The following is a 20092-nucleotide window of genomic DNA, read 5'->3' on the forward strand; positions in this document are numbered from 1 at the left end:
TCTAAAAATTTATTGCGTTGCAAGACAAAAGAATCTATAATATATCTATCCGAAATACGAACAAGGAGTGTTTAAGTGGCTAAAAATGTTAAGTATTTAATGTTAGTACCGGGTGTCGTACTGATTTTATTTTTCCTGATTTTACCATTGGCAGGCATTATTTTCCCGACATTTTTTGACGGCGCGTTCAGCCTGCAGAACTACACGTCTTTTTTCACTGACAGCTACAATACCGGCGTATTTACGCGGACTTTGCGCATTGCGCTGATTGTCACGCTGGTGTCTGCTGTTCTAGGAATACCTGCTTCTTATTTTATCGCCAGCGTTTCAGCAAAATGGAAAGGGATTTTAATGGCGATGACACTATTCCCTTTGCTGACGAATTCAGTTATCCGAAGTTTTGCCTGGATAACCATTCTTGGAAAAAACGGCGTCATCAACACGCTTTTGTTGTCGCTGGGGCTTATCAAAGAACCTCTGACCATGCTGTACACAGAGTTTTCGGTCATTGTCGGCTCGGTCTATCTGTTCTTGCCGACGATGATTATGACGCTTGTCGGTGTGATGGAAACTATCGACGGGGAAGTGCTGGAAGCAGCCGAAACATTGGGAGCAAGCCCGTTTACAGCTTTTCGCAAAATCGTGCTGCCGCTGAGTTTTCCCGGTGTAATCATTGGCAGTATTCTCGTATTTACCGGTACGCTGACAGCGTATACCACACCGCAGCTGCTTGGCGGTAATAAAAACATGATGCTGGCAACCATGCTGTATCAGAAAGCAATGACCGTCGGTGACTGGCAGGCATCCAGTGTCATTGCGTTCATTATGATATTATCAACTGTTGTGGTGATGAAAGGATTGAATTTGATGTTAAGAGTAGTAGACAGGAGGGAAGCACATGCGTAAGCAACGGTTCATGTCAGTCATTGCCGTTATGGTTTTTCTCTTTCTGTTTCTTCCGCTGGTGGTCATCATTGTCACCTCTTTCGGTGAAGCATCCACAATCCAGTTTCCTATTAAAGGGTTTACCTTTAACTGGTACATCCAAGCCTTTAAATCGGAAACATTTATGGAAAGTTTTAAACTGAGCTTGATGATAGGCGTTGGCGCCACGCTTTTAGCCTTGCTGGTCGGTATACCGGCATCCTATGTTTTGTCGCGGTATACATTTAGAGGCAGGGAATTTCTGAAAAGTTTCTTCCTGTCGCCGACGATTATTCCCGGAATTGTCGTGGGTTATGCCCTTTTTCAGTTTATTGTCATTCGGTTTCAGTTTCCGGTCATTCAAGGTTTGCTGATTGGTCATTTCTTTATCAGCCTGCCTTATATTATCCGGGTTGTCGGTGCCAGCATGGAACAGTTGGATGTTTCCATTGAAGAAGCGGCGTGGACACTGGGCTGTACCAAAGTCCGGGCATTCGGCAAGATTGTCCTGCCGAATATTTCATCCGGCATTTTCGCCTCGTTTATGCTGGCCTTCGTCAATTCATTTAACAATGTGCCGGTGTCGATGTTTCTGTCAGGCCCGGGCGTGACCACACTGCCGACGTCATTGTTAAGCTATATGGAATACAATTATGATCCGACAGTTTCCGCTATTTCAGTGGTACTGATGATACTGACAGTGGTACTGATGTTCATCATCGAAAAAACATTGGGACTTTCCGCCATAGTCTAGCGGAAATAGAAGGAGAAGAAACATGTCTTTTGTAGAATTGAATAATATCCGTGTGTCCTATGACGGCAAACACGACATTTTAAAACAATTGCATTTATCAATCAAAAAAGGAGAGCTGGTGTCATTGTTGGGGCCAAGCGGGTGCGGCAAAACAACCACACTGCGTGTGATGGCCGGCTTGATTTCTCCCAACGACGGCAGCTTTCTAGTGGACGGCGACAACATGACAAAAGTGCCGACCCACAAACGGCGGTTTGGCATGGTGTTTCAAAGCTATGCGCTATTTCCTCATCTGACGATTTTCGATAATGTTGCGTTTGGTTTAAAGCTGCGCAAAGAAAGCAAGGAAAGTATCAAGGAAAAAGTCAACAATTCACTCTCCTCGACAGATTTGCTGGCTTTGAGCGACCGCTATCCTAAACAGCTTTCAGGCGGTCAGCGCCAGCGGGTCGCTTTAGCCCGGGCGCTGGTAGTGGAACCAAAACTGCTGCTGCTGGATGAACCACTCAGCAACCTTGATGCCAAGCTGCGGATTCAAATGCGGATGGAAATCAAAAAAATCCAGCAGTCGCTGGGCATTACAACCGTCTTTGTTACCCATGACCAGGAAGAATGCTTTTCCATTTCCGACCGGGTCGCGGTCATGAATAAAGGGGTAATTGAGCAGTTTGATTCGCCGGAAGCCATTTACCGCCAGCCAAAAACAAAATTTGTGGCGCAGTTTATCGGGTTTGAAAATTTCATTCCGCTAAAAAAACAGGGCGACCATCTATATTTGACTGAACATTCCGAAAAACTGGAAAGTATATATAGTGGCGAAGACGGAAAAAATCTGGTCGGCACGATCCGTCCGGATGACATCAAGATTGTTCAAAATGACGGTACCAATACAATTAGCGGCACGGTCAAAGTCAGAACATTTCTTGGCAAAAGCTACCAGTATGAGGTGGCAACGGCGGTCGGCGATTTAATCGTCAACGGCGACAATCAGGATATTTACCAGACTGATGACCAGTTGCGGCTGCAGCTGCCGAAAGAAAAATTGATAATCTTAACAGACAATGATGAAAAAGGAGCATAAAAAATGAAAAAAATGACTTTAGCTTTGTTGACAGGTATTGCAGCTTTGACACTTGGCGGATGTGGTTCGGGCGACTCAGGGAAGGATGCGAAAGACGACGGCAAACTGGTCATCTCGACCTTCGGATTAAGCGAAGACATCGTCAAGAGTGATGTCATGGCACCTTTTGAAAAAGAATTTTCAGCCAAAGTGACGCTTGAAGTCGGCAACAGCGCAGACCGCTATATGAAGTTGCTGAACAATCCTAACGCAGCCATCGATATTATCGAACTGGCACAAGGCAACGCCGTCAGTGCCAATGAAGACGACCTGTTCCTTGAACTGGACGAATCCAAAATCGAAAATGTGGCAAATTTAACAGACGGGGCACGGGAAATATTTGATGCCGGTGCTGGTGTGCCGTATACGTTGAACAGCGTGGGCATCATCTACAACAAAGAAAAAGCCGGCAAAGAAATCAAGGAATGGGCCGATCTTTGGGATGAAAGCCTGAAAGGCAAAATTTCCATTCCGGAAATCACGTCAACAGCCGGTATTCCGATGATGTATTTGGCAAGCGATGTTGCCGGCGTTGATATCGCATCTGATAACGGTGAAGCGGCATTTAAAGAAATCGAAAAACTCAGTCCGAATATTGTCAAGACTTATTCCAAATCCTCCGACTTGGCGAACATGTTCCAGTCAGGGGAAATAGCAGTTGCGGTCGTGTCCGACTTTGCAGTCGACATCATCAAAGGCGCTGATGAAGATGTGACCTATTTGGTGCCTGAGAGCGGCACGTACGCCAACTACAACACTATCAATATTCCAAAAAACAGTAAAAACACTGATTTGGCATACAAATACATCAATCACCGTATCAGTCAGGAAGTGCAGACACAAACCGCGTCATCATTGAATGAATCGCCAACGAACAGCACGGTTGAGCTGGCGGATGATGTCATCGGCAATATGACTTATGGAGCAGTGGCTGACCGGGCAAAAAACATTGATTACACATTTGTGAATAAACAGCTGGATTCATGGATCGATCAGTGGAATAAACTGCTGAACCAGTAGAAAGGGTTGAAACAGTGATAGTTGACATTTTGATAACAAATATTCACGTTTTTAATAGCATCAAGCGCACGTTTGAACGGAAAAATGTCTCTATTATCAAAGAGAAATTTTATTATATTAGTAACGACGACTTGTCTTATCTGCAACCGCAACAGGTGATTGACGGGCAAAACCAGTATATGATTCCGGGATTTGTCGACAGCCACATGCATATCGAAAGCTCCATGACAACACCGAGTATTTTTTCAAAAGCGGTATTGCCTTACGGTGTGACGACTGTTGTTGCAGACACCCATGAAATCGCCAATGTTGCCGGTATCCAGGGGATTTACGAATTTCTGCAAGCTGAGACGGAATTGGACATTTTTTATGCCATTCCGTCTTCAGTGCCGTCCACTACTCCCGAGTTGGAAACGACCGGTGGTATCATCGGCCTGGCGGAAGTCAAAGAACTGCTTGCCCACCCGAAAGTCATCTGTCTCGGCGAAGCGATGAACTTTAAGGGAATCACCAGCCAGCCGGAGTCGCTCATCCGCCAGATGATTGCACTATGCCAAAAAGAGCGGCCGACGATGCCGCTTGAGGGGCATGTGCCGAAAATCGCCGGCGAAGAGCTTGCCGCTTTCATGTACAGCGGCATCACTTCGGATCACACGCATCAGTTCCCGGAATCTCTGGAAGAGAAAATCAATGCCGGGATGTTTATCCAGTTCCAAGAAAAATCCATTACCCGTGAGAATATGGCTGTCATTAGAGACAACAACTACTATGACTACGCCTGTCTTGTGACAGACGATGTCATGGCAGATGACTTGTGCGAAGGACACTTGAATAAAATCGTCCTTAAAGCGGTTGAAATGGGACTGCCATTGGAGCAGGCTCTTTATATGGCGAGCTATACGCCGTCCCGCCGTATGGGACTGCATGACAGAGGGCTGATTGCCCCTGGCAGATATGCTGATTTCATGCTGGTTTCCGATTTGACTGACTTGACGATTGAAGCTGTTTACAAATCAGGAGCCTGTGTTTATGTCAAAGGTGATGCACGCCCGTATCCCGCTGTGGTCGAGACATTTCCCGAGGCGTATTACCACTCGGTTGTGTGCCGCGAGCTGACTGAGTCCGATTTAACCATCAGCGCACCGGTCAAGGACGGCACCGTCTTATGTCATGCTATCCGCAAACAAGAAGTCGGCACATTTACGGAACTGGTAAAAAAAGAACTGCCTGTCAAAAACGGCATCCTGCAATGGGAAGATTCTGACTGCTGTTTGCTGATTGTTTTGGAACGCTACGGCAAAAACGGCAACATCTCAGTTTCGCTCATTGAAAAACCGATTGACACACACGGCAGTATTGCTACAACTTGGGCTCATGACCATCACAACATGATGATTATGGGCAATAATAAGGCGGATATCCTTGCTGCGCAGAAACGGCTTCTGGAAATGCAGGGAGGCTATGTCGTGGTAAAAAATCAAGAGGTGATTGGGGAATGTTGTTTGCCAATCGGCGGTATTTTATCACAGGAACCCATTGATGTGCTGGGTGAAGCGCTGCATTCAGTCCGGCGGGGAATGGTCGAGCTGGGCTATCGGAACACCAATGAAATTATGTCGTTTTCAACTTTGTCACTCCCTGTGTCGCCGCAAGTAAAAGTCACAGATGTCGGCATGATGGATACGAAAACACATGAATTTTACCCGATGTTTGTAGGAGAGCTGACATGAAAACACTGATAACTAATGGATTACTACTGACAATGAACGACTCTTTTGATGTTTTTGACAAAGGGTTTATCTTATTTGATGAGGGGCGGATTGAACAGCTCGGTCAGATGGCTGACTGCCCCGATGCCGCTGCATCATGGCAAGTGCTGGATGCTGACGGCGATATTATCATGCCGGGATTTATCAACACGCACTGCCATCTCGGCATGATTCCTTTCAGGTCTTTAGCAGATGATGTGCCTGACCGGCTGCGCAAGTATTTATTTCCGCTGGAACAGCACATGACAGCCGCTCTGGCCGCTCAAAGCGCACGTTACGCTGTTTGCGAACTGCTGCTTGCAGGTACCACGACAGTCTGTGACATGTATTATTTTGAAGATGAAATTGCGGCAGTTTGCGATGAGATGGGGATACGGGCTTTTCTCGGCGAAACGATTATCGACATGCCGACCTGTGATGCAAAAGATGCAGACGAAGCACTAGTTTATGCGGATGCGTTTATTCAGAAATGGCAGGCACATGGGCGCATTACCCCTGTCATCGCACCTCATGCCACAAACACAGTCAAAAAAGATACGCTCCTCAAGATAAAACAGCTGTCTCAACGCAGCAACACGCCGGTGACGATGCATGTTTCAGAAATGGATTATGAGATGGCCTATTTTTCCGAAACATATGGGCAAACGCCAATTGCATTTTTAGACGATATCGGGCTGCTGGAACAGCCGTTTATTTTAGCGCATGGTATTTTTATCCAGGAATCAGACATCAGTCTATTACAAAAGCGTCAGGTTGGTGTCGCCCATTGTATCGGTGCCAATACAAAATCTGCCAAAGGTGTCGCTCCGATACCGCAGCTGCTTGCCGGCGGTGTTGCAGTCGGTTTGGGGACTGACGGACCGAGCAGCGGTAATACGTTAGACCACTTTACGCAGATGAAGCTGGTTGCTAATTTTCACAAAACCCGTTGGCAGGACCGCGCACTTTTTCCGGCACGGGACATCGTTCGTTTGGCAACAATCGGCGGCGCAGAAGTGCTGGGTATGGCAGCTGTTACGGGCAGTCTTGAAGCCGGCAAAAAGGCCGACGTCATTCAAATAGACACAAAATCAGCAGCGATGTTTCCAATGTTTGACCCGTACAGTGTGCTCGTTTATTCAGCCGGTCCGCATGATGTCCGCAACACGTGGGTTGACGGCCGCCAGCTGGTTCGGGACAAACAATTGATAAAAGCAGATTTGTTCTCTATCCGGAAAAAGTTAGACGGAGAAATGACGGAATTTAAACTTGCTGTTGAGAGGATAAACAATGCATAGCTTTTTGTTTTCTTTTTTGATAAACTATTTGAGAGGTGACGTTAGTGAAAACAAAAAAATTACTCTACATTGAAATTGCAGCCGACATTAAAGAAGATATTTTAAGCGGCGTTTACGAAGTTGATTCATATATTCCTACAGAAATCGAGCTGGAAGAAAAATACCAGGTGAGTAAAATTACAGTGCGTAAAGCTGTTGATATTCTTGTTCAGGAAGGGTATTTGGTGAAAAAAAGCGGGAAAGGCACACGTGTTATCAGCAACCGTGCATTTAACAAATTGTCTAAAGCCGTTTCCTTTTCCCATATTTTAGAAAACATGGGTCACAAACTTGAGAAAAAAGTTATCGCACTTGAAGAAGTCGACCCGGCATCTACCATTCCAGAAGTCAAAAAAATGGGTACTCATGTCGTGAAATTAACACGGATGTATCTGTTGGATAATGAACCGTATATTTTATTCGATCATTATTTACCGAATGCAGGCAATTTGGCTGAATTGAAAAAAGATAAAACATCATTGTATAGTTGGCTGACAAAGCAAGGCACAGGGATTTCATACATTAAAGACGCATTTTCTGTTGAAACAGCCAGTGAGGAAGTCAAACAAGCGCTGCAGTTAAAAGGGGATATCGTCTTGAAACGGACACGTCACTCTTACAATGCGACCAATAAATTGGTGGAATATTCGATTGGCCATTATGATACCATGAAAAAACTTTACGAAATTGAGTATGAAATTTAAAAGGAGGAGGTTTACTTTTTAACATTATAATGATATATTGAAGTAGGGGTAAAAAGTTTTATTGGAGGGATTAGTTATGAATAAGTTTGTTTTGTTCCTTGAAGAAAAAGTTTCACCAGTGGCAGGAAGGTTAAGCTCTCAACGGCACATGGCTGCTATCAGAAAAGGGATTGTTGCCACTTTGCCGTTGACGATTGTCGGTTCATTTTTTACGATTCTGAACAATCCGCCTATTCAGTCACTTGCAGATATGATTGCGCCGTATCAAGCGATACTGGACATTCCTAATCGGTTTACGATTGGTATTTTAGCTCTGTATGCGACATTCGGCATTGCTTATTCATTGGCCCAAAGTTATAAATTGGATGGTTTGACTAGCAGTATGCTGGCAGTCATGGCATTTTTGATTACATCAGTTAATCCGATTAAAATTGCTGAAAATGTTGAAGGGGTGATAGATGCCGGCCGGTATATGAGCATCGGTTCACTCAGTTCTGCATCATTGTTTGGTTCAATCGTTACTGCACTTGTGTCTGTTGAAATTTACCATTTCATGAAGTCCAAAAATATTTCGATTAAGTTGCCTGAGGGTGTGCCGCCGGAAGTATCAAATTCTTTTATAGCACTAGCGCCGGCAGCAGTTATTATTCTTTTATTCTGGTCGATTAAATATCTACTTCATTTTGATATTAACGGTTTCTTAAGTACACTTCTTATGCCATTTAAAGATGTATTGGCGGGCAACAGTTTATTCGGCGGATTGATTACAGTATTTTTAATCACTTTTTTCTGGGTATTGGGAATTCATGGCCCAGCTATTATGGGACCGGTTATCAGGCCTTTTTGGGATATGTCAATTGCTGAGAATATTGAAGCATTTGCCGACGGGGTTCCAGCTGACCAGTTGCCTAATTTGTTTACAGAACAATTTTTACAATGGTTTGTTTGGATTGGCGGTGCTGGTGGGACATTAGCACTGGTTACACTCTTCTTGTTTTCTAAGTCAGAGTATTTGAAGAGTTTGGGCAAATTATCATTCTTGCCAGGTTTATTCAATATTAATGAGCCAGTCATATTTGGAGCACCAATTGTGATGAATCCGATTTTGGGTATACCTTTTATTCTTGCACCGTTAGTTACGACAACAATTTCTTATTTCTTGACAATTACAAATCTTGTTCCTGTTATGATGGCAAGGTTACCGTTTACTACTATTTCACCTGTTGCGGCTTGGATCAGTACAGATTGGAATGTGATGGCAGGGGTATTAGTTGTGATTAATTTCTTTATTACACTAGCTATCTACTATCCATTTTTCAAAATGTTCGAACAACAACAGTTGAAAAAAGAACTTGAATTAAAAGCATAATCAAAAAATACTATAACAGCAACATTAAGAAGGTGAAACATTTGCTGGAACTGTTAAGTTATCTTCTAGTTTTTACGTTTTCGCAGGTTGTCATTGAGAAAAAGAAGTTGCCGAAGATTGTTTTTGCTTCACGTTTTTTCCGTGTTCTTTTGTTGGGAATAGTGGTCATTTTAGGAAGTGTCATTATTGGTATATGGTTGAATGTGCGCTTTATTCCGGCTTCAGCAACTATATTTTGTGCGTCTGTCATCAATTGGAAACTGCGCAGTAAATATGCAGCTATTGAAAGAGGAGAGGTAATATGAAACGACGGATTGGTTTGTCGCTTTATCCGGATTCCAGTGATTTTGAAAAGGATAAAGTGTATCTTGAAAAAGCCGGTAAACTCGGCTTTTCAAGAGTTTTTATGAGTATGTTGGAAATCGGCGATGATAAAGAAGCGGTTTTCAGGAAATTCAGCAGAGTGATTGGTTATGCAAAAGAACTTGGGTTTGAAGTCGCTTTGGACATTGCACCAGGGATTTTTGATGCGCTGGGTATTTCGTATGATGATTTGCGTTATTTTGCCGAGCTTGGTGCGGATGGGCTTCGTCTGGATGTGGCGTTTGACAGCAGCAAAGAAGCTCTGCTTTCGTTTAATCCGTACGGGCTGTTCATTGAGCTGAATATGAGTAATGATGTGGCGTATCTGGACAATATTTTGACGTATCAGCCAAACCGTCCGTTTATTTACGGGTGTCACAACTTTTATCCGCAAAAAGGGACGGCTTTACCGCTTGACTTTTTCATCAGCTGCTCAGAACGATTTAAGAAAGAAGGGATTCGAACGGCCGCATTTGTTAATTCGCAAGCCGGCAAGCTGGGACCGTGGGACATTAATGACGGACTGCCTACTCTTGAAATCCACCGGACATTGCCGATTGACGTGCAGGCTAAACACTTATTTGCAACAAATCTGATTGATGATGTGATTATCGGCAATGCTTACGCCTCTGATGAGGAACTGCGTGCACTGAGCGAAGTGAATCGTTATCAAGTTGATTTTCGTATTGAGGTCTCAGCAGGGATTAATGATGTTGAAAGAGACATTTTATTCGACAATCAGCATGTTCGAAGAGGCGACATCACAGCGCGGATGATTCGTTCAACAGCTGTTCGTAAAATCTACGAAAACAGAGAAAATCCGCCGCATGATAATCAGGGTGAATTCACTCGCGGCGACATTGTCATCGGAAATGATTTATTCGGAAAGTATAAAAATGAATTGCAAATCGTCTTAGAAGCTCATACAGATGAACGGAAAAACAAAGTGGGACGTATTTGCGATGCGGAACTGCTGCTGTTGGATTACATCAACCCATGGAGCAAGTTTCTGTTTCACTAATAATGGGAGTTGAAAAAAATGCTTGACCTTTTAATTAAAAATGGCAGAAATGTGGCGGGCGAACCGCTGGAAATCGGAATCACAGATGGGAAAATCAGTCACGTGTCTGCCAAGATTGAAGAAGAGGCAGAAAAAGTGCTGCGTCTTACGGACGACGCCATTATTTCTGCAGGCTGGATTGACAGTCATGTCCATTGCTATGAAAAGATGACGTTGTACTATGATTTTCCTGATGAAATCGGGGTAAAAAAAGGCGTGACGACAGTCATTGATGCGGGAAGTACAGGAGAAGCGAACATCAAAGATTTTTACGAGTTGGCCAAAAAAGCGGCCACGAATGTGTATGCATTGCTGAACATATCTAAATGGGGCATCATCAAACAGGACGAACTGTCTGACTTGGGCAATATCAATCTTGAGACGGACAAGGAACGCATTCAAGAGTTATCTGATTTTATTATCGGCATTAAGGCGCGGATGAGCAGGACGGTCGTCGGCAATAATGATGTCATCCCATTGAAAATGGCGAAGGAACTGCAGAAAGAATTAGCGGATCTGCCGCTGATGGTACACATCGGTTCGGCTCCGCCAGAGCTGTCTGATATCTTGGCTCTTCTGGAGGCGGGGGACATTGTGACGCATTGTTACAATGGCAAATTAAATGGTATTATGAGTGAGGAAGGAAAAATCAAAGATTTTGTCTGGGATGCATACAAGCGCGGGATTATTTTTGACATCGGGCACGGCACGGACAGTTTTAATTTTTCTGTAGCTCAGGAAGCGCTGGACGAAGGGGTTATTTGCCGGACAATCAGCACAGATATTTATCACCGCAATCGCGAAAATGGTCCGGTATTTGATTTTTCAACTACTTTAGAAAAAATGCTGTCGCTGGGTCTTTCTTTGAAAACGGTGATTGACATGGTGACAAAAAATCCGGCGGAGATTTTTCATTTGACGGAAAAAGGTCAGCTGGCGGTCGGTAAAGACGGCGATATCACTGTCTTCCATGTGACGGACAAGGAGAAGATGCTGATTGACTCCAATGGCAATCAAACATCTGTCAATCAAACAGTCGAGCCGCTATATGCAATTGTCGCAGGCAACGTCTATCCTATTTCAAAGGAGTAAATCATGAATATCTATGAAAAATATAATCTGAAAAAAGTTATCAATGCCAGTGGGAAAATGACTATCCTTGGTGTGTCAAAAGTCAGTGACGAGGTTGCTGACATGCAGCGGTTTGCCGGTCAGAGTTTCTTTGAGATGGCGGAACTGACTGCCAACACAGGGCTTTATATTGCCGAGATGCTCGGTACTGAAAATGCCACCGTCGTTTCATCTGCCAGTGCGGCTATTGCTCAGTCAGTCAGTGCTGTTATCGGCAGAGGCGATGATTACCACACGATGCATCCTTACTCGGAACGTATCACGCAACGGGAAATCGTGATTCCTAAAGGCCACAATGTGAATTACGGCACTTCGGTTGAACTGATGGTCCAGCAAGGCGGCGGCCAAGTTGTCGAAGCCGGGTATGCAAATGAGTGCTCAGCGGAACAAGTGGCGATGCAAATCACTGATAAAACGGCGGCACTGCTGTATATAAAAAGTCATCATACGGTTCAGAAGAGTATGCTGACTGTTGAAGAGATGGTCGCTGTCGGACGTGTGAATAATGTGCCGGTCATTGTTGATGCAGCTGCAGAAGAAGACTTGCAGAAATATTATCAGGCCGGGGCGGATTTAGTTATTTACAGCGGTGCGAAAGCATTTGAGGGACCAAGTTCCGGTCTAGTGATCGGGCGGAATCCTTATGTGAAATGGGTGCAGAGCCAGTCCAAAGGGTTGGGCAGATCAATGAAAATCGGCAAGGACAACATACTCGGGCTTGTAACTGCGCTTGAACGCTACGTTGCTCATGGTGCTGAAAGCGGCGAATCAATGAAGCAGCGGCTGGCTCCTTTCATTGACTCGCTGAACAAGCTGGACGGGATAAAGGCAGACATCGTACAGGACGGGGCAGGCCGGGATATTTACCGGGCGCGTGTCCGTGTTGATTCGGACAAACTGACCGCGGCTGATGTTGTGGCACAATTGAAATCAGGGGATACGGCTGTATATACGCGGGAGTATCAAGTGAACAACGGCATTATCGAGTTTGATATCCGTTCGGTGAATGAAGCTGAACTGAATGAGATTGCAAAAAAAATGACATCAATAGTTATGGGGGAACATTAGATGAAAAAAGTACCATCATATTATCAAGACAGAGTTTGTTTGAATGTATTGGCTAATTCCGTTGAAAATGCTGTGGATTGTTTTGAAGCGGCAGAAGGTCATGTGGTCTTGGGCGTTTTGTCAAAAAACTATGACTCGGATGAAGAAGCCATCGCCGACATGAAACGGTATCAGGAGAAAACTGACAATGCGTTGTCAGTCGGACTGGGTGCCGGCGACCCGAACCAGAGCCAGATGGTTATCCGCTTGTCGGAGGTGCTGCAGCCTCAGCATGTGAACCAAGTGTTTACAGGAGTCGGTGGATCCCGCAGTGTGCTGAAACAAAATGATACGGTGATTAACGGGCTGGTATCACCAACCGGTAAAGTCGGCTATGTCAACATTGCAACGGGTCCGATTACATCCGGAATGGAACCTGTGGAAGTCACCATTGAAGCAGCGATCAATCTGTTGAAGGACATGGGCGGCACGTCTATTAAGTATTTTCCAATGAAAGGCCTGGCACACCGTGATGAGTACAAAGCGGTGGCAGAAGCTTGTGCGGCCATGGATTTTGCGCTGGAACCGACGGGTGGTATTGATTTGTCTAATTTTGAGGAAATACTGCAAATCGCCGTTGATGCCGGAGTGAAAAAAATCATCCCGCACATTTACAGTTCGATTATTGACTCTGAAACAGGAGATACGCGTCCGGAAGATGTGCGCAAGCTTTTTGAGATGACGAAGGCGGTTTTAGCTAAAGGAGAGTAGCTGTGAACATATTAGCATATGGAGAAGTGATGCTGCGGTTGAATCCGCCATTATACAAAACATTGATGCAGACTGAGACGCTGGATATGTATTATACTGGTTCCGGGTTGAATGTCATGGCAGGGATGATCCAAAACGGCTTTAATGCAAAACTTCTGACAGTGCTGCCGGATAACAATCTCGGAAAGGCGGCTGCTGCGGCTGTCCGCAGGCTAGGTATATCCTCTGAAGCGCTGATTTTTGAGGGCAATCATCTGGGGATTTACATGCTTGAGATGGGCTATGCCAACCGCCCTTCAGAGGTGACGTATCTGAATAGAACAGAGAGTGCATTTAATCAGCACCTTTTGTCAGATGAGCAGATGGCTGCTGCCCTGAAAGATGTGGACATGCTGCATATTTGCGGCATTGCCTTGTCAACGTCGGAGCAGTCGCGTAAAAATGCCTTGCGTCTGGCTGAGAAGGCGGCAAGCCGGCATATCAGCGTGTGTTTTGATTTCAATTTCCGGAGTTCGTTGAATACGGATGACGAGCGCGCCGAGCTGCTTTCGGCTTATAAAACAGTTCTCCATCATGCGGAAATCGTGTTTGGTTCGACCAGGGACTTGAAGGAGTTGCTGGACATCTCAGGCAAGACTGCTGATGAGGTAGCGGCGCGTTTCATGTCTGAGTATCAGGTGTCACGGTTTGCCGGTACTATCCGCGGTCAGGACAAGCAGGCAAAAACCATCAAAGGGTTTCTGTATGAAAACGGGACACAGTTTATGTCGGCAGAGCGTCAAGTGCATATTCTTGACCGAATCGGCACCGGTGACGCATTTGCCGCCGGGATACTGACAGGTCTGCTGGAGCAGTGGGACGGCCAGCAAACGGTGGATTATGCAACAGCTTGCGGCGAACTTGCCCATACCACGCTGGGAGACAGTCCGGTTCTGAGCAGGGAGTTCGTATTAGATTATATGGCATCGCCGACTGATGTCAAACGGTAACAACAAAAAGACTTTCTCACACTTAGTGATGAGAAAGTCTTTTCGCTTTTTTAGCTGGGGCATACGTGTTCCATTTGCCATAAGTCTGTTTTTTTTGTATAGTAAGATGAAAAAGGGAAGAGCTATGGATAAGAAAACATACCGTCAGTCAGTTCGGCGACGCATGAAAGAATTGTCCCGGGATTATCAGGAAAAATGCAGACGGGAGGAGCAAGTCACTGACCGTTTGTTTCTGGCCGAGGAATGGCAAAAGGCTGATGTGGTCGCAGTGACTTTGTCTATGGACACTGAATTCAATACCGAGCGCATCATCCGCCAGGCATTGCAAGACGGCAAGACAGTCGGTGTGCCCCGGACATTTCCGGCTGGGCAGATGGATTTTTACGCATATGACAGTCAGACCAAGCTGACACGCACATCTTTTGGTGTTTTGGAACCGGAAACGGACCGGCTGATACGGCCGGAGCAGATTGATTTGCTGATTGTCCCGGGGGTCGTGTTTAGAGATGACGGTTACCGCATCGGTTTTGGCGGCGGTTTTTATGACCGGTACCTTGACCGGTATCAGGGACGGACAATCAGTTTGATTTTTACAGAGCAGTTGAATAATGATTGGCAGCCGGAAGAGTATGACCGTCCGGTACAAAAATTGTTAATCGGCTAGTAATTTGACGAGGTGGAAAAATGAATTATCAACAGCAAATGAAATTAAAACGTTTTTTAAACAAACCGCTATTAACATATGCCTTTTTAATTATTCAGGTAGCTGTCTATCTGATGATGGAAGTTTACGGGTTGCGGTTCGGCCAATTGGGCGGTTCGACTTCAATCAGCGTGTTAATGAAGTTCGGTGCGATGTCGCCGCTGAGCATTGTCTTTCAGCATGAATACTGGCGGTTTGTCACACCGATATTTGTGCATATCGGCTTGACCCATCTCCTGCTGAATTCTGTCAGCTTGTATTTTGTCGGCCGGATATTGGAGGACGTGCTTGGTCATGTCCGCTTTTTCTTGGTGTACATGCTGAGCGGCATCCTCGGGAATGTCATCAGTTTCGGTTTCGGCAGAAACTTTCAATCTGTCTCTGCCGGTGCCAGTACAGCTATTTTCGGCATGTTTGTCGCCTTTATCGTTCTCGGCAGAATCTATCCGTATAATCCGGTGCTGAGACACATGTCCAGTACGATGTCGATGTTAATCATCTTAAACCTGGTGATGAATTTATTCAGCTCCGGCGTTGATATCCTCGGCCATCTGGGCGGGGTAATCGGCGGTATCCTCATGACATTGATTGTCTCCGTGCCGCGGGTCGAGAGCAGCGGTGTTTATATTGAAGATGGCATCGACATCCATAAACGGATATTGGCGCTGATTGTGTTTCTTTTTCTTATCGTCTTTTCCATCGTTTTAGGATTCAGTCAGGTGGGCTTGTAGATTTTTCTCGAATTTTCTGAAAGAGACTGTCATTTTGCGCAGTAATCTGTATAATAGAGTAGGAAGTGTCAAAATGAAAACATTATACGATGTGCAACAGCTGCTGAAACGGTTCGGTACCTTTATTTATGTCGGCAGCCGGCTTCGTGACATCGCATTAATGAAGATTGAGTTAAAAGCGTTGTATACCGAAGGCTTGATTCAAAAAGAGGAATATGTGTCTGCCGTACGTGTACTGACAAAAGAATACGAATTGGAACAATCACGGGAGGGTTTTAAAGTTGAGCAAGAAGTTGATAGGAATTGATTTAGGTGGGACCACAGTGAAATTTGCCATTCTGACAATGGACGGCGATATTCAGCAGAAATGGAGTATTGAAACAAATATTGTTGATGGCGGGTCGCATATCGTGCCGGATATCATTGACTCTATCACACACAAACTGGACTTGTTTCAGCTGACAAAAGATGACTTTGCCGGTATCGGCATGGGCACACCGGGAACCGTGGACCGCAATAAGGGGACTGTTATCGGTGCATACAATTTAAATTGGAAAACGCTCCAGCCGGTCAAAGAGCAAATTGAAAGCGCGCTGGGCATCCCGTTTTATATTGATAATGATGCCAACGTGGCGGCCTTGGGAGAGCGCTGGAGAGGCGCCGGCGACAATCTTGACGATGTGACGTTTATCACACTGGGGACTGGTGTCGGCGGCGGTATCATCGCTGAAGGGCGTCTCTTGCACGGTGCTGTCGGTGCGGCTGGTGAAATCGGCCATATCACAGTTGACCCGGAAGGCTTTGAATGCACATGCGGGAAAAAAGGCTGTCTCGAAACAGTCGCCAGTGCAACCGGTGTGGTACGTGTGGCACGTACGATGTCCGAAGCATTTGCCGGCGACTCCCGTTTGAAAGACATGATTGACGACGGCCAGGATATTTCAAGCAAGCTGGTGTTTGACTTGGCCAAAGACAATGATACATTTGCGTTGATGGTCGTGGACAAAGTTTGCTTTTACTTGGGATTGGCATGCGGCAATATCGGCAATATGCTGAATCCGTCAAGCATTGTTATCGGCGGCGGCGTATCGGCAGCAGGCAACTTTTTATTGGAGCGCGTCAAAGACTATTTTAAAACATTCACTTTTCCGCAAGTAACGGAAAGTACGGACATCAGACTGGCACAGCTGGGAAATGAAGCGGGTGTCATCGGTGCGGCGTCATTAGTTTTAATGGCGGCAAAATAAGTAGTCATTCTATTGAAAAGAAGGAGTAATTGCGGTAATGAGTTTTTTGAGAACATTAAACATTTTTTTGCTGACAATCATCGCATTGTTCGGACTATATGAACTGTATTTTATTATTAAACGCAAACTGAGCGGCGCAGAGTGGATCGAGCAGGATGAGTTTATCGAAGGCATGCGCAAAGCACAAGTCATTGATGTGCGCGAAAAAGATTCCTATAATGCCGGTCATATTCTTGGAGCACGCAGCATTCCATACACGCTGGCGCGTTCCCACAAAGAATACTTGACGTCACTTCGTAAAGACCAGCCGATTTATTTGTATGAAGACCGCAAGAAGCTAGCCATCAGTGTGGCCTCCATGCTGAAAAAAGAAGGCTACACGGATGTTTATATTTTGAAAAAAGGCTTTAGCGAATGGAGCGGCAAGACCAAGAAAAAAGCAACGTATTAAGGCACTTCGTCAAATCGGACCGATAGTATCACCTATGAACATCGGAGTAAGGAATAGTTTTCCTTCTCTGGTGTTTTTTTATTTTATTTGAATCAAGCCACTCAGCAAAAAGATGCGTGTGCGCATATTGGTAAAGCTCCTAAAGCCATAAGCGATTCGTTTTAAGGTCTTAATATGCGTATGCAGGTTCTCTAACCGACCATTGGAATACGGTGTGGTAAAGGCTAAGCGGAATACCGCTCTCGTATTTAAAAAAGGCTTTTTTGATATGCTTCAACTCCTCTGGCAGTTCATGTGGCGCATCTTTAAGTAAATCGAAAATCTGGTGTGTTTTGCAAGACTTTTCTACACAATAGGGGGTGCGGACATAATCCTGGACCAAAAAAGCTTCATGTTACTAACGATATGTATCAAAAACGAAGGCTTTTGGTGACCAAGGATATTTAGTTAACAAATTTACTTTTAAAGACAAGCCCAAGAACAAATTAATCGGAAAGAATCCAAGCGTGCAAAAGAGAATAAAGAGCTTAACGACAGGATCCTTAAGATTTATGAAGATTCTGGCCGTCGCTACGGTGCACCTAAAAGCTATCAGGAATTAGCCAAACAAGGCGTTTTCATCAGCCTCAAACGTGTGCAAAAAAGAATGAAAGACTTAAATATTCGTTCCATTATTGTTAAAAAATGGCGACCGTCCAACTTTGACAAGGGAATTATTCAAGAACGTGAGAATCTTTTAAAACGCGATTTTTCAACCACAAGGTTGAATCAAAAATGGGTAACAGATATCACGTACATTCATACTGTCGAGGATGATTGGTGGTACTTGTCATCTATTCAGGATTTACATTCTAAAAAAATTATTGCTTGGTCATTCGGTAAGAAGATGACGACAGAATTAGTGTTAGACACATTGAACCAAGCAGTTCAAACACAAACGATGTCTAAATAACTCGTTTTACATTCAGATTTAGGCAGCCAGTATACAAGCCAAGAATACAAAGATCAAATAAACAAATTAGGGATTCAACATTCCTTTAGTCACAAAGGGTGTCCTTACGATAATGCGGGTATCGAGTCTTTTCATGCCACTTTGAAAAAGGAAGAGGTCTACCAAAACCAGTACCAGTCTTTTGAGCAGGCTAAACTAGCATTGTTTCAATATATTGAAGGTTTTTATAATCGTACTAGAATCCACAGCAGCATTAATTATTTGACTCCTCAAGAAATGGAAACTCTTTGTCAACAAGTTGCTTAGAATTCTCATACACATTTTTTGCGAGAAAGTCATGGACAGGCTACACTGGAATTATTTTTAAGCTCCTATTGTTACCAAGAATTTTCCGAGGAGGAAGCCCTTTTTTATGGGTTAAATTTGTTGAAACAAAAACACGCCTCTCAATCAATAACTGGCGTTGGGATGTTTCGCTTCATTTTTGTCTTAATCTACTCATCAATCATCATCTTCAAAAGGCAAAACAAATCCTCATAAGGTATCGTGAAAAAGTTTTTATGAAAAATGATTTGAAAAATATTCACTGTAACTTATTTTATGTTTATTTAGAAGGGATTTATGATTTATTTAACGGGAAAGAAAATGATAGCGAAAAAGTGATTATGATTTTTCGGGAAGTTTTAAAGTATGAAGGCTATGCTAATCAATTAGACGATACTTATGGATTTTTTTAGGCGAGGGTCAGAAAACTGGAGGACTGTTAAAATGGTTTTGTTGCAAAGTTTTTCCTAAAATGGCTTTGCTGGAAAACTTTGCAACAGAATAAGTTATATTATGGAAAATTATGGGAATACATTTAGAATGTTAAGAAAATCCAAGGGATTTACAATGAAAGAAGTAGCAGGTGGGATTGTAAGCACACATTTTTTGTCAGATTTTGAACGAGGAAAGTCAGATATTTCTCTTGCAAACTTTATAAAGTTATTAAGTCGTATTAATCTTTCTTTTGAAGAAATTTCTCATGCACATGAAAGTGATAGTTTTGCAGAAGTTGAAATTTTTTGAGAAAAAGATCGATGCTTGCATCAATATGCTTTTTTTGAGTAACAGAAAAAAACATAAAAAAGAATAATGAAATATTAAAGAAACATTAAAGAAATATATAAGTAATATTATTGTAATAAATGAGAAAAATGGTATAATTTTATTTATATCTTAATAAAAGGAGTGTTAATTAAAAATGAAAAGAAGAAAATTAGCTATTTGTACTACCTTATTAATCATTATTTTTATATTTACAGCATGTGATAAAAAGAATATTTCAAAGAAGGATTCGAGCAAGACAAACACTTCAGAAACTGAAGTGCTGCATTCTGAATCTAAAAATAAAATAGCAGAAAGCGAAAGTAAGAGTTCAAAATCAACTTCATCTGAGTTAGAAACAGAGCAGCAAAATATGACTGATTCAAACATTTTAAAAGGATACTCAGATTCTCAGATTGAATATGCACGTGTTTGGTTAACCTTAAAAGGCGACTATATGGACAGGCTACACTGGACTAGACAATAAAAATAAGGTGTGTAAACTATAATAAAACACACTGGAGGAATCAACATGTCAGAACGTAGACCGAGACGGACATTTACCAAGGAATTTAAACAGCAAAT

The 20092-nt window shown here is 43.7% G+C and carries 22 protein-coding genes and 2 pseudogenes; 23 read left to right on the top strand and 1 reads right to left on the bottom strand.

Going from position 1 to position 20092, the window contains the following annotated elements:
* Positions 1-75: 75 nt before the first annotated feature.
* From CBF27_RS12535 to CBF27_RS12625, 19 genes are all read left to right on the top strand, one after another.
* Complete coding sequence (locus tag CBF27_RS12535) at positions 76-906, top strand: ABC transporter permease (protein ID WP_126814825.1); 831 nt, start codon at positions 76-78, stop codon at positions 904-906.
* The gene (locus tag CBF27_RS12540) at positions 899-1678 is read left to right on the top strand and encodes an ABC transporter permease (RefSeq protein WP_126814827.1); all 780 of its coding nucleotides are present in this window, start codon (positions 899-901) and stop codon (positions 1676-1678) included. The genes CBF27_RS12535 and CBF27_RS12540 overlap by 8 nt, the downstream gene beginning before the upstream one ends.
* A 22-nt stretch (positions 1679-1700) precedes the next feature.
* A complete protein-coding gene (locus CBF27_RS12545; protein WP_126814828.1) occupies positions 1701-2759 on the top strand; it encodes an ABC transporter ATP-binding protein in 1059 nt (352 codons plus the stop codon).
* 3 nt (positions 2760-2762) lie between these two features.
* Positions 2763-3818, top strand: a complete 1056-nt coding sequence (locus tag CBF27_RS12550; protein ID WP_126814830.1) for an ABC transporter substrate-binding protein — start codon at positions 2763-2765, stop codon at positions 3816-3818.
* 14 nt (positions 3819-3832) lie between these two features.
* Positions 3833-5548 (top strand): adenine deaminase C-terminal domain-containing protein, encoded by a 1716-nt coding sequence (locus tag CBF27_RS12555; RefSeq protein WP_126814832.1) that lies wholly within the window; start codon positions 3833-3835, stop codon positions 5546-5548.
* On the top strand, positions 5545-6864 hold the full coding sequence (locus CBF27_RS12560; protein WP_126814834.1) for an amidohydrolase: 1320 nt from the start codon (positions 5545-5547) through the stop codon (positions 6862-6864). The genes CBF27_RS12555 and CBF27_RS12560 overlap by 4 nt, the downstream gene beginning before the upstream one ends.
* Positions 6865-6908: 44 nt before the next feature.
* The gene (locus CBF27_RS12565) at positions 6909-7607 is read left to right on the top strand and encodes a GntR family transcriptional regulator (protein ID WP_126814836.1); all 699 of its coding nucleotides are present in this window, start codon (positions 6909-6911) and stop codon (positions 7605-7607) included.
* A gap of 76 nt (positions 7608-7683) precedes the next feature.
* The gene (locus CBF27_RS12570) at positions 7684-8976 is read left to right on the top strand and encodes a PTS sugar transporter subunit IIC (RefSeq protein WP_126814838.1); all 1293 of its coding nucleotides are present in this window, start codon (positions 7684-7686) and stop codon (positions 8974-8976) included.
* 41 nt (positions 8977-9017) lie between these two features.
* Positions 9018-9281, top strand: a complete 264-nt coding sequence (locus tag CBF27_RS12575; protein ID WP_126814840.1) for a hypothetical protein — start codon at positions 9018-9020, stop codon at positions 9279-9281.
* Positions 9278-10360 carry a DUF871 domain-containing protein gene (locus CBF27_RS12580; RefSeq protein WP_126814842.1) on the top strand — a complete coding sequence of 361 codons (1083 nt, stop codon included), beginning with the start codon at positions 9278-9280 and terminating at the stop codon, positions 10358-10360. Before CBF27_RS12575 ends, CBF27_RS12580 begins: the two co-directional genes overlap by 4 nt.
* An 18-nt stretch (positions 10361-10378) precedes the next feature.
* Positions 10379-11491, top strand: coding sequence for an amidohydrolase/deacetylase family metallohydrolase (locus CBF27_RS12585; RefSeq protein ID WP_126814844.1), 1113 nt, complete (start codon positions 10379-10381; stop codon positions 11489-11491).
* Between the two features lie 3 nt (positions 11492-11494).
* On the top strand, positions 11495-12598 hold the full coding sequence (locus tag CBF27_RS12590) for a DgaE family pyridoxal phosphate-dependent ammonia lyase (protein WP_126814846.1): 1104 nt from the start codon (positions 11495-11497) through the stop codon (positions 12596-12598).
* On the top strand, positions 12599-13348 hold the full coding sequence (gene dagF / locus CBF27_RS12595; RefSeq protein ID WP_126814848.1) for a 2-dehydro-3-deoxy-phosphogluconate aldolase: 750 nt from the start codon (positions 12599-12601) through the stop codon (positions 13346-13348).
* A 2-nt stretch (positions 13349-13350) separates the two neighbouring features.
* Positions 13351-14337, top strand: coding sequence for a sugar kinase (locus CBF27_RS12600; protein ID WP_126814850.1), 987 nt, complete (start codon positions 13351-13353; stop codon positions 14335-14337).
* Between the two features lie 106 nt (positions 14338-14443).
* The gene (locus CBF27_RS12605; protein WP_170175115.1) at positions 14444-15001 is read left to right on the top strand and encodes a 5-formyltetrahydrofolate cyclo-ligase; all 558 of its coding nucleotides are present in this window, start codon (positions 14444-14446) and stop codon (positions 14999-15001) included.
* 20 nt (positions 15002-15021) lie between these two features.
* Entirely contained in the window at positions 15022-15771 is a 750-nt protein-coding gene (locus CBF27_RS12610) for a rhomboid family intramembrane serine protease (RefSeq protein WP_126814854.1), read from the top strand.
* A gap of 73 nt (positions 15772-15844) precedes the next feature.
* A complete protein-coding gene (locus CBF27_RS12615) occupies positions 15845-16078 on the top strand; it encodes a YqgQ family protein (RefSeq protein WP_126814856.1) in 234 nt (77 codons plus the stop codon).
* Positions 16053-17018, top strand: a complete 966-nt coding sequence (locus CBF27_RS12620; RefSeq protein ID WP_126814858.1) for an ROK family glucokinase — start codon at positions 16053-16055, stop codon at positions 17016-17018. Before CBF27_RS12615 ends, CBF27_RS12620 begins: the two co-directional genes overlap by 26 nt.
* A 37-nt stretch (positions 17019-17055) precedes the next feature.
* On the top strand, positions 17056-17469 hold the full coding sequence (locus CBF27_RS12625) for a rhodanese-like domain-containing protein (protein ID WP_126814860.1): 414 nt from the start codon (positions 17056-17058) through the stop codon (positions 17467-17469).
* Between the two features lie 78 nt (positions 17470-17547).
* On the opposite strand, the pseudogene CBF27_RS14635 reads toward CBF27_RS12625, so the two are convergent.
* Positions 17548-17758 (bottom strand): annotated as a pseudogene (locus CBF27_RS14635) (transposase); the annotation flags it as partial.
* Between the two features lie 198 nt (positions 17759-17956).
* On the opposite strand from CBF27_RS14635, the pseudogene CBF27_RS14425 reads away from it, so the two are divergent.
* The 4 genes and pseudogenes from CBF27_RS14425 to CBF27_RS12655 form a co-directional block, all read left to right on the top strand.
* Positions 17957-18727, top strand: a pseudogene (locus CBF27_RS14425) (IS3 family transposase); the annotation flags it as partial.
* 68 nt (positions 18728-18795) lie between these two features.
* The gene (locus CBF27_RS12645) at positions 18796-19158 is read left to right on the top strand and encodes a hypothetical protein (protein ID WP_148112305.1); all 363 of its coding nucleotides are present in this window, start codon (positions 18796-18798) and stop codon (positions 19156-19158) included.
* Positions 19159-19258: 100 nt separating this feature from the next.
* Entirely contained in the window at positions 19259-19489 is a 231-nt protein-coding gene (locus CBF27_RS12650) for a helix-turn-helix domain-containing protein (protein ID WP_126814866.1), read from the top strand.
* Between the two features lie 175 nt (positions 19490-19664).
* A complete protein-coding gene (locus tag CBF27_RS12655) occupies positions 19665-19994 on the top strand; it encodes a hypothetical protein (protein WP_126814868.1) in 330 nt (109 codons plus the stop codon).
* The last annotated feature ends 98 nt before the right edge of the window (positions 19995-20092 follow it).

It is taken from the genome of Vagococcus acidifermentans (assembly GCF_003987655.1).
GTDB classification, from domain to species: domain Bacteria; phylum Bacillota; class Bacilli; order Lactobacillales; family Vagococcaceae; genus Vagococcus_B; species Vagococcus_B acidifermentans.

What these genes read in the sequence shown, in the direction of transcription:
- CBF27_RS12570 (WP_126814838.1), top strand. Translation starts at nt 7,684, where the DNA reads ATGAATAAGTTTGTTTTGTTCCTTGAAGAAAAAGTTTCACCAGTGGCA.
- CBF27_RS12550 (WP_126814830.1), top strand. Translation starts at nt 2,763, where the DNA reads ATGAAAAAAATGACTTTAGCTTTGTTGACAGGTATTGCAGCTTTGACA.
- dagF (WP_126814848.1), top strand. Translation starts at nt 12,599, where the DNA reads ATGAAAAAAGTACCATCATATTATCAAGACAGAGTTTGTTTGAATGTA.
- CBF27_RS12615 (WP_126814856.1), top strand. Translation starts at nt 15,845, where the DNA reads ATGAAAACATTATACGATGTGCAACAGCTGCTGAAACGGTTCGGTACC.
- CBF27_RS12625 (WP_126814860.1), top strand. Translation starts at nt 17,056, where the DNA reads ATGAGTTTTTTGAGAACATTAAACATTTTTTTGCTGACAATCATCGCA.
- CBF27_RS12650 (WP_126814866.1), top strand. Translation starts at nt 19,259, where the DNA reads ATGGAAAATTATGGGAATACATTTAGAATGTTAAGAAAATCCAAGGGA.
- CBF27_RS12610 (WP_126814854.1), top strand. Translation starts at nt 15,022, where the DNA reads ATGAATTATCAACAGCAAATGAAATTAAAACGTTTTTTAAACAAACCG.
- CBF27_RS12540 (WP_126814827.1), top strand. Translation starts at nt 899, where the DNA reads ATGCGTAAGCAACGGTTCATGTCAGTCATTGCCGTTATGGTTTTTCTC.
- CBF27_RS12545 (WP_126814828.1), top strand. Translation starts at nt 1,701, where the DNA reads ATGTCTTTTGTAGAATTGAATAATATCCGTGTGTCCTATGACGGCAAA.
- CBF27_RS12655 (WP_126814868.1), top strand. Translation starts at nt 19,665, where the DNA reads ATGAAAAGAAGAAAATTAGCTATTTGTACTACCTTATTAATCATTATT.
- CBF27_RS12605 (WP_170175115.1), top strand. Translation starts at nt 14,444, where the DNA reads ATGAAAAAGGGAAGAGCTATGGATAAGAAAACATACCGTCAGTCAGTT.
- CBF27_RS12585 (WP_126814844.1), top strand. Translation starts at nt 10,379, where the DNA reads ATGCTTGACCTTTTAATTAAAAATGGCAGAAATGTGGCGGGCGAACCG.
- CBF27_RS12560 (WP_126814834.1), top strand. Translation starts at nt 5,545, where the DNA reads ATGAAAACACTGATAACTAATGGATTACTACTGACAATGAACGACTCT.
- CBF27_RS12590 (WP_126814846.1), top strand. Translation starts at nt 11,495, where the DNA reads ATGAATATCTATGAAAAATATAATCTGAAAAAAGTTATCAATGCCAGT.
- CBF27_RS12580 (WP_126814842.1), top strand. Translation starts at nt 9,278, where the DNA reads ATGAAACGACGGATTGGTTTGTCGCTTTATCCGGATTCCAGTGATTTT.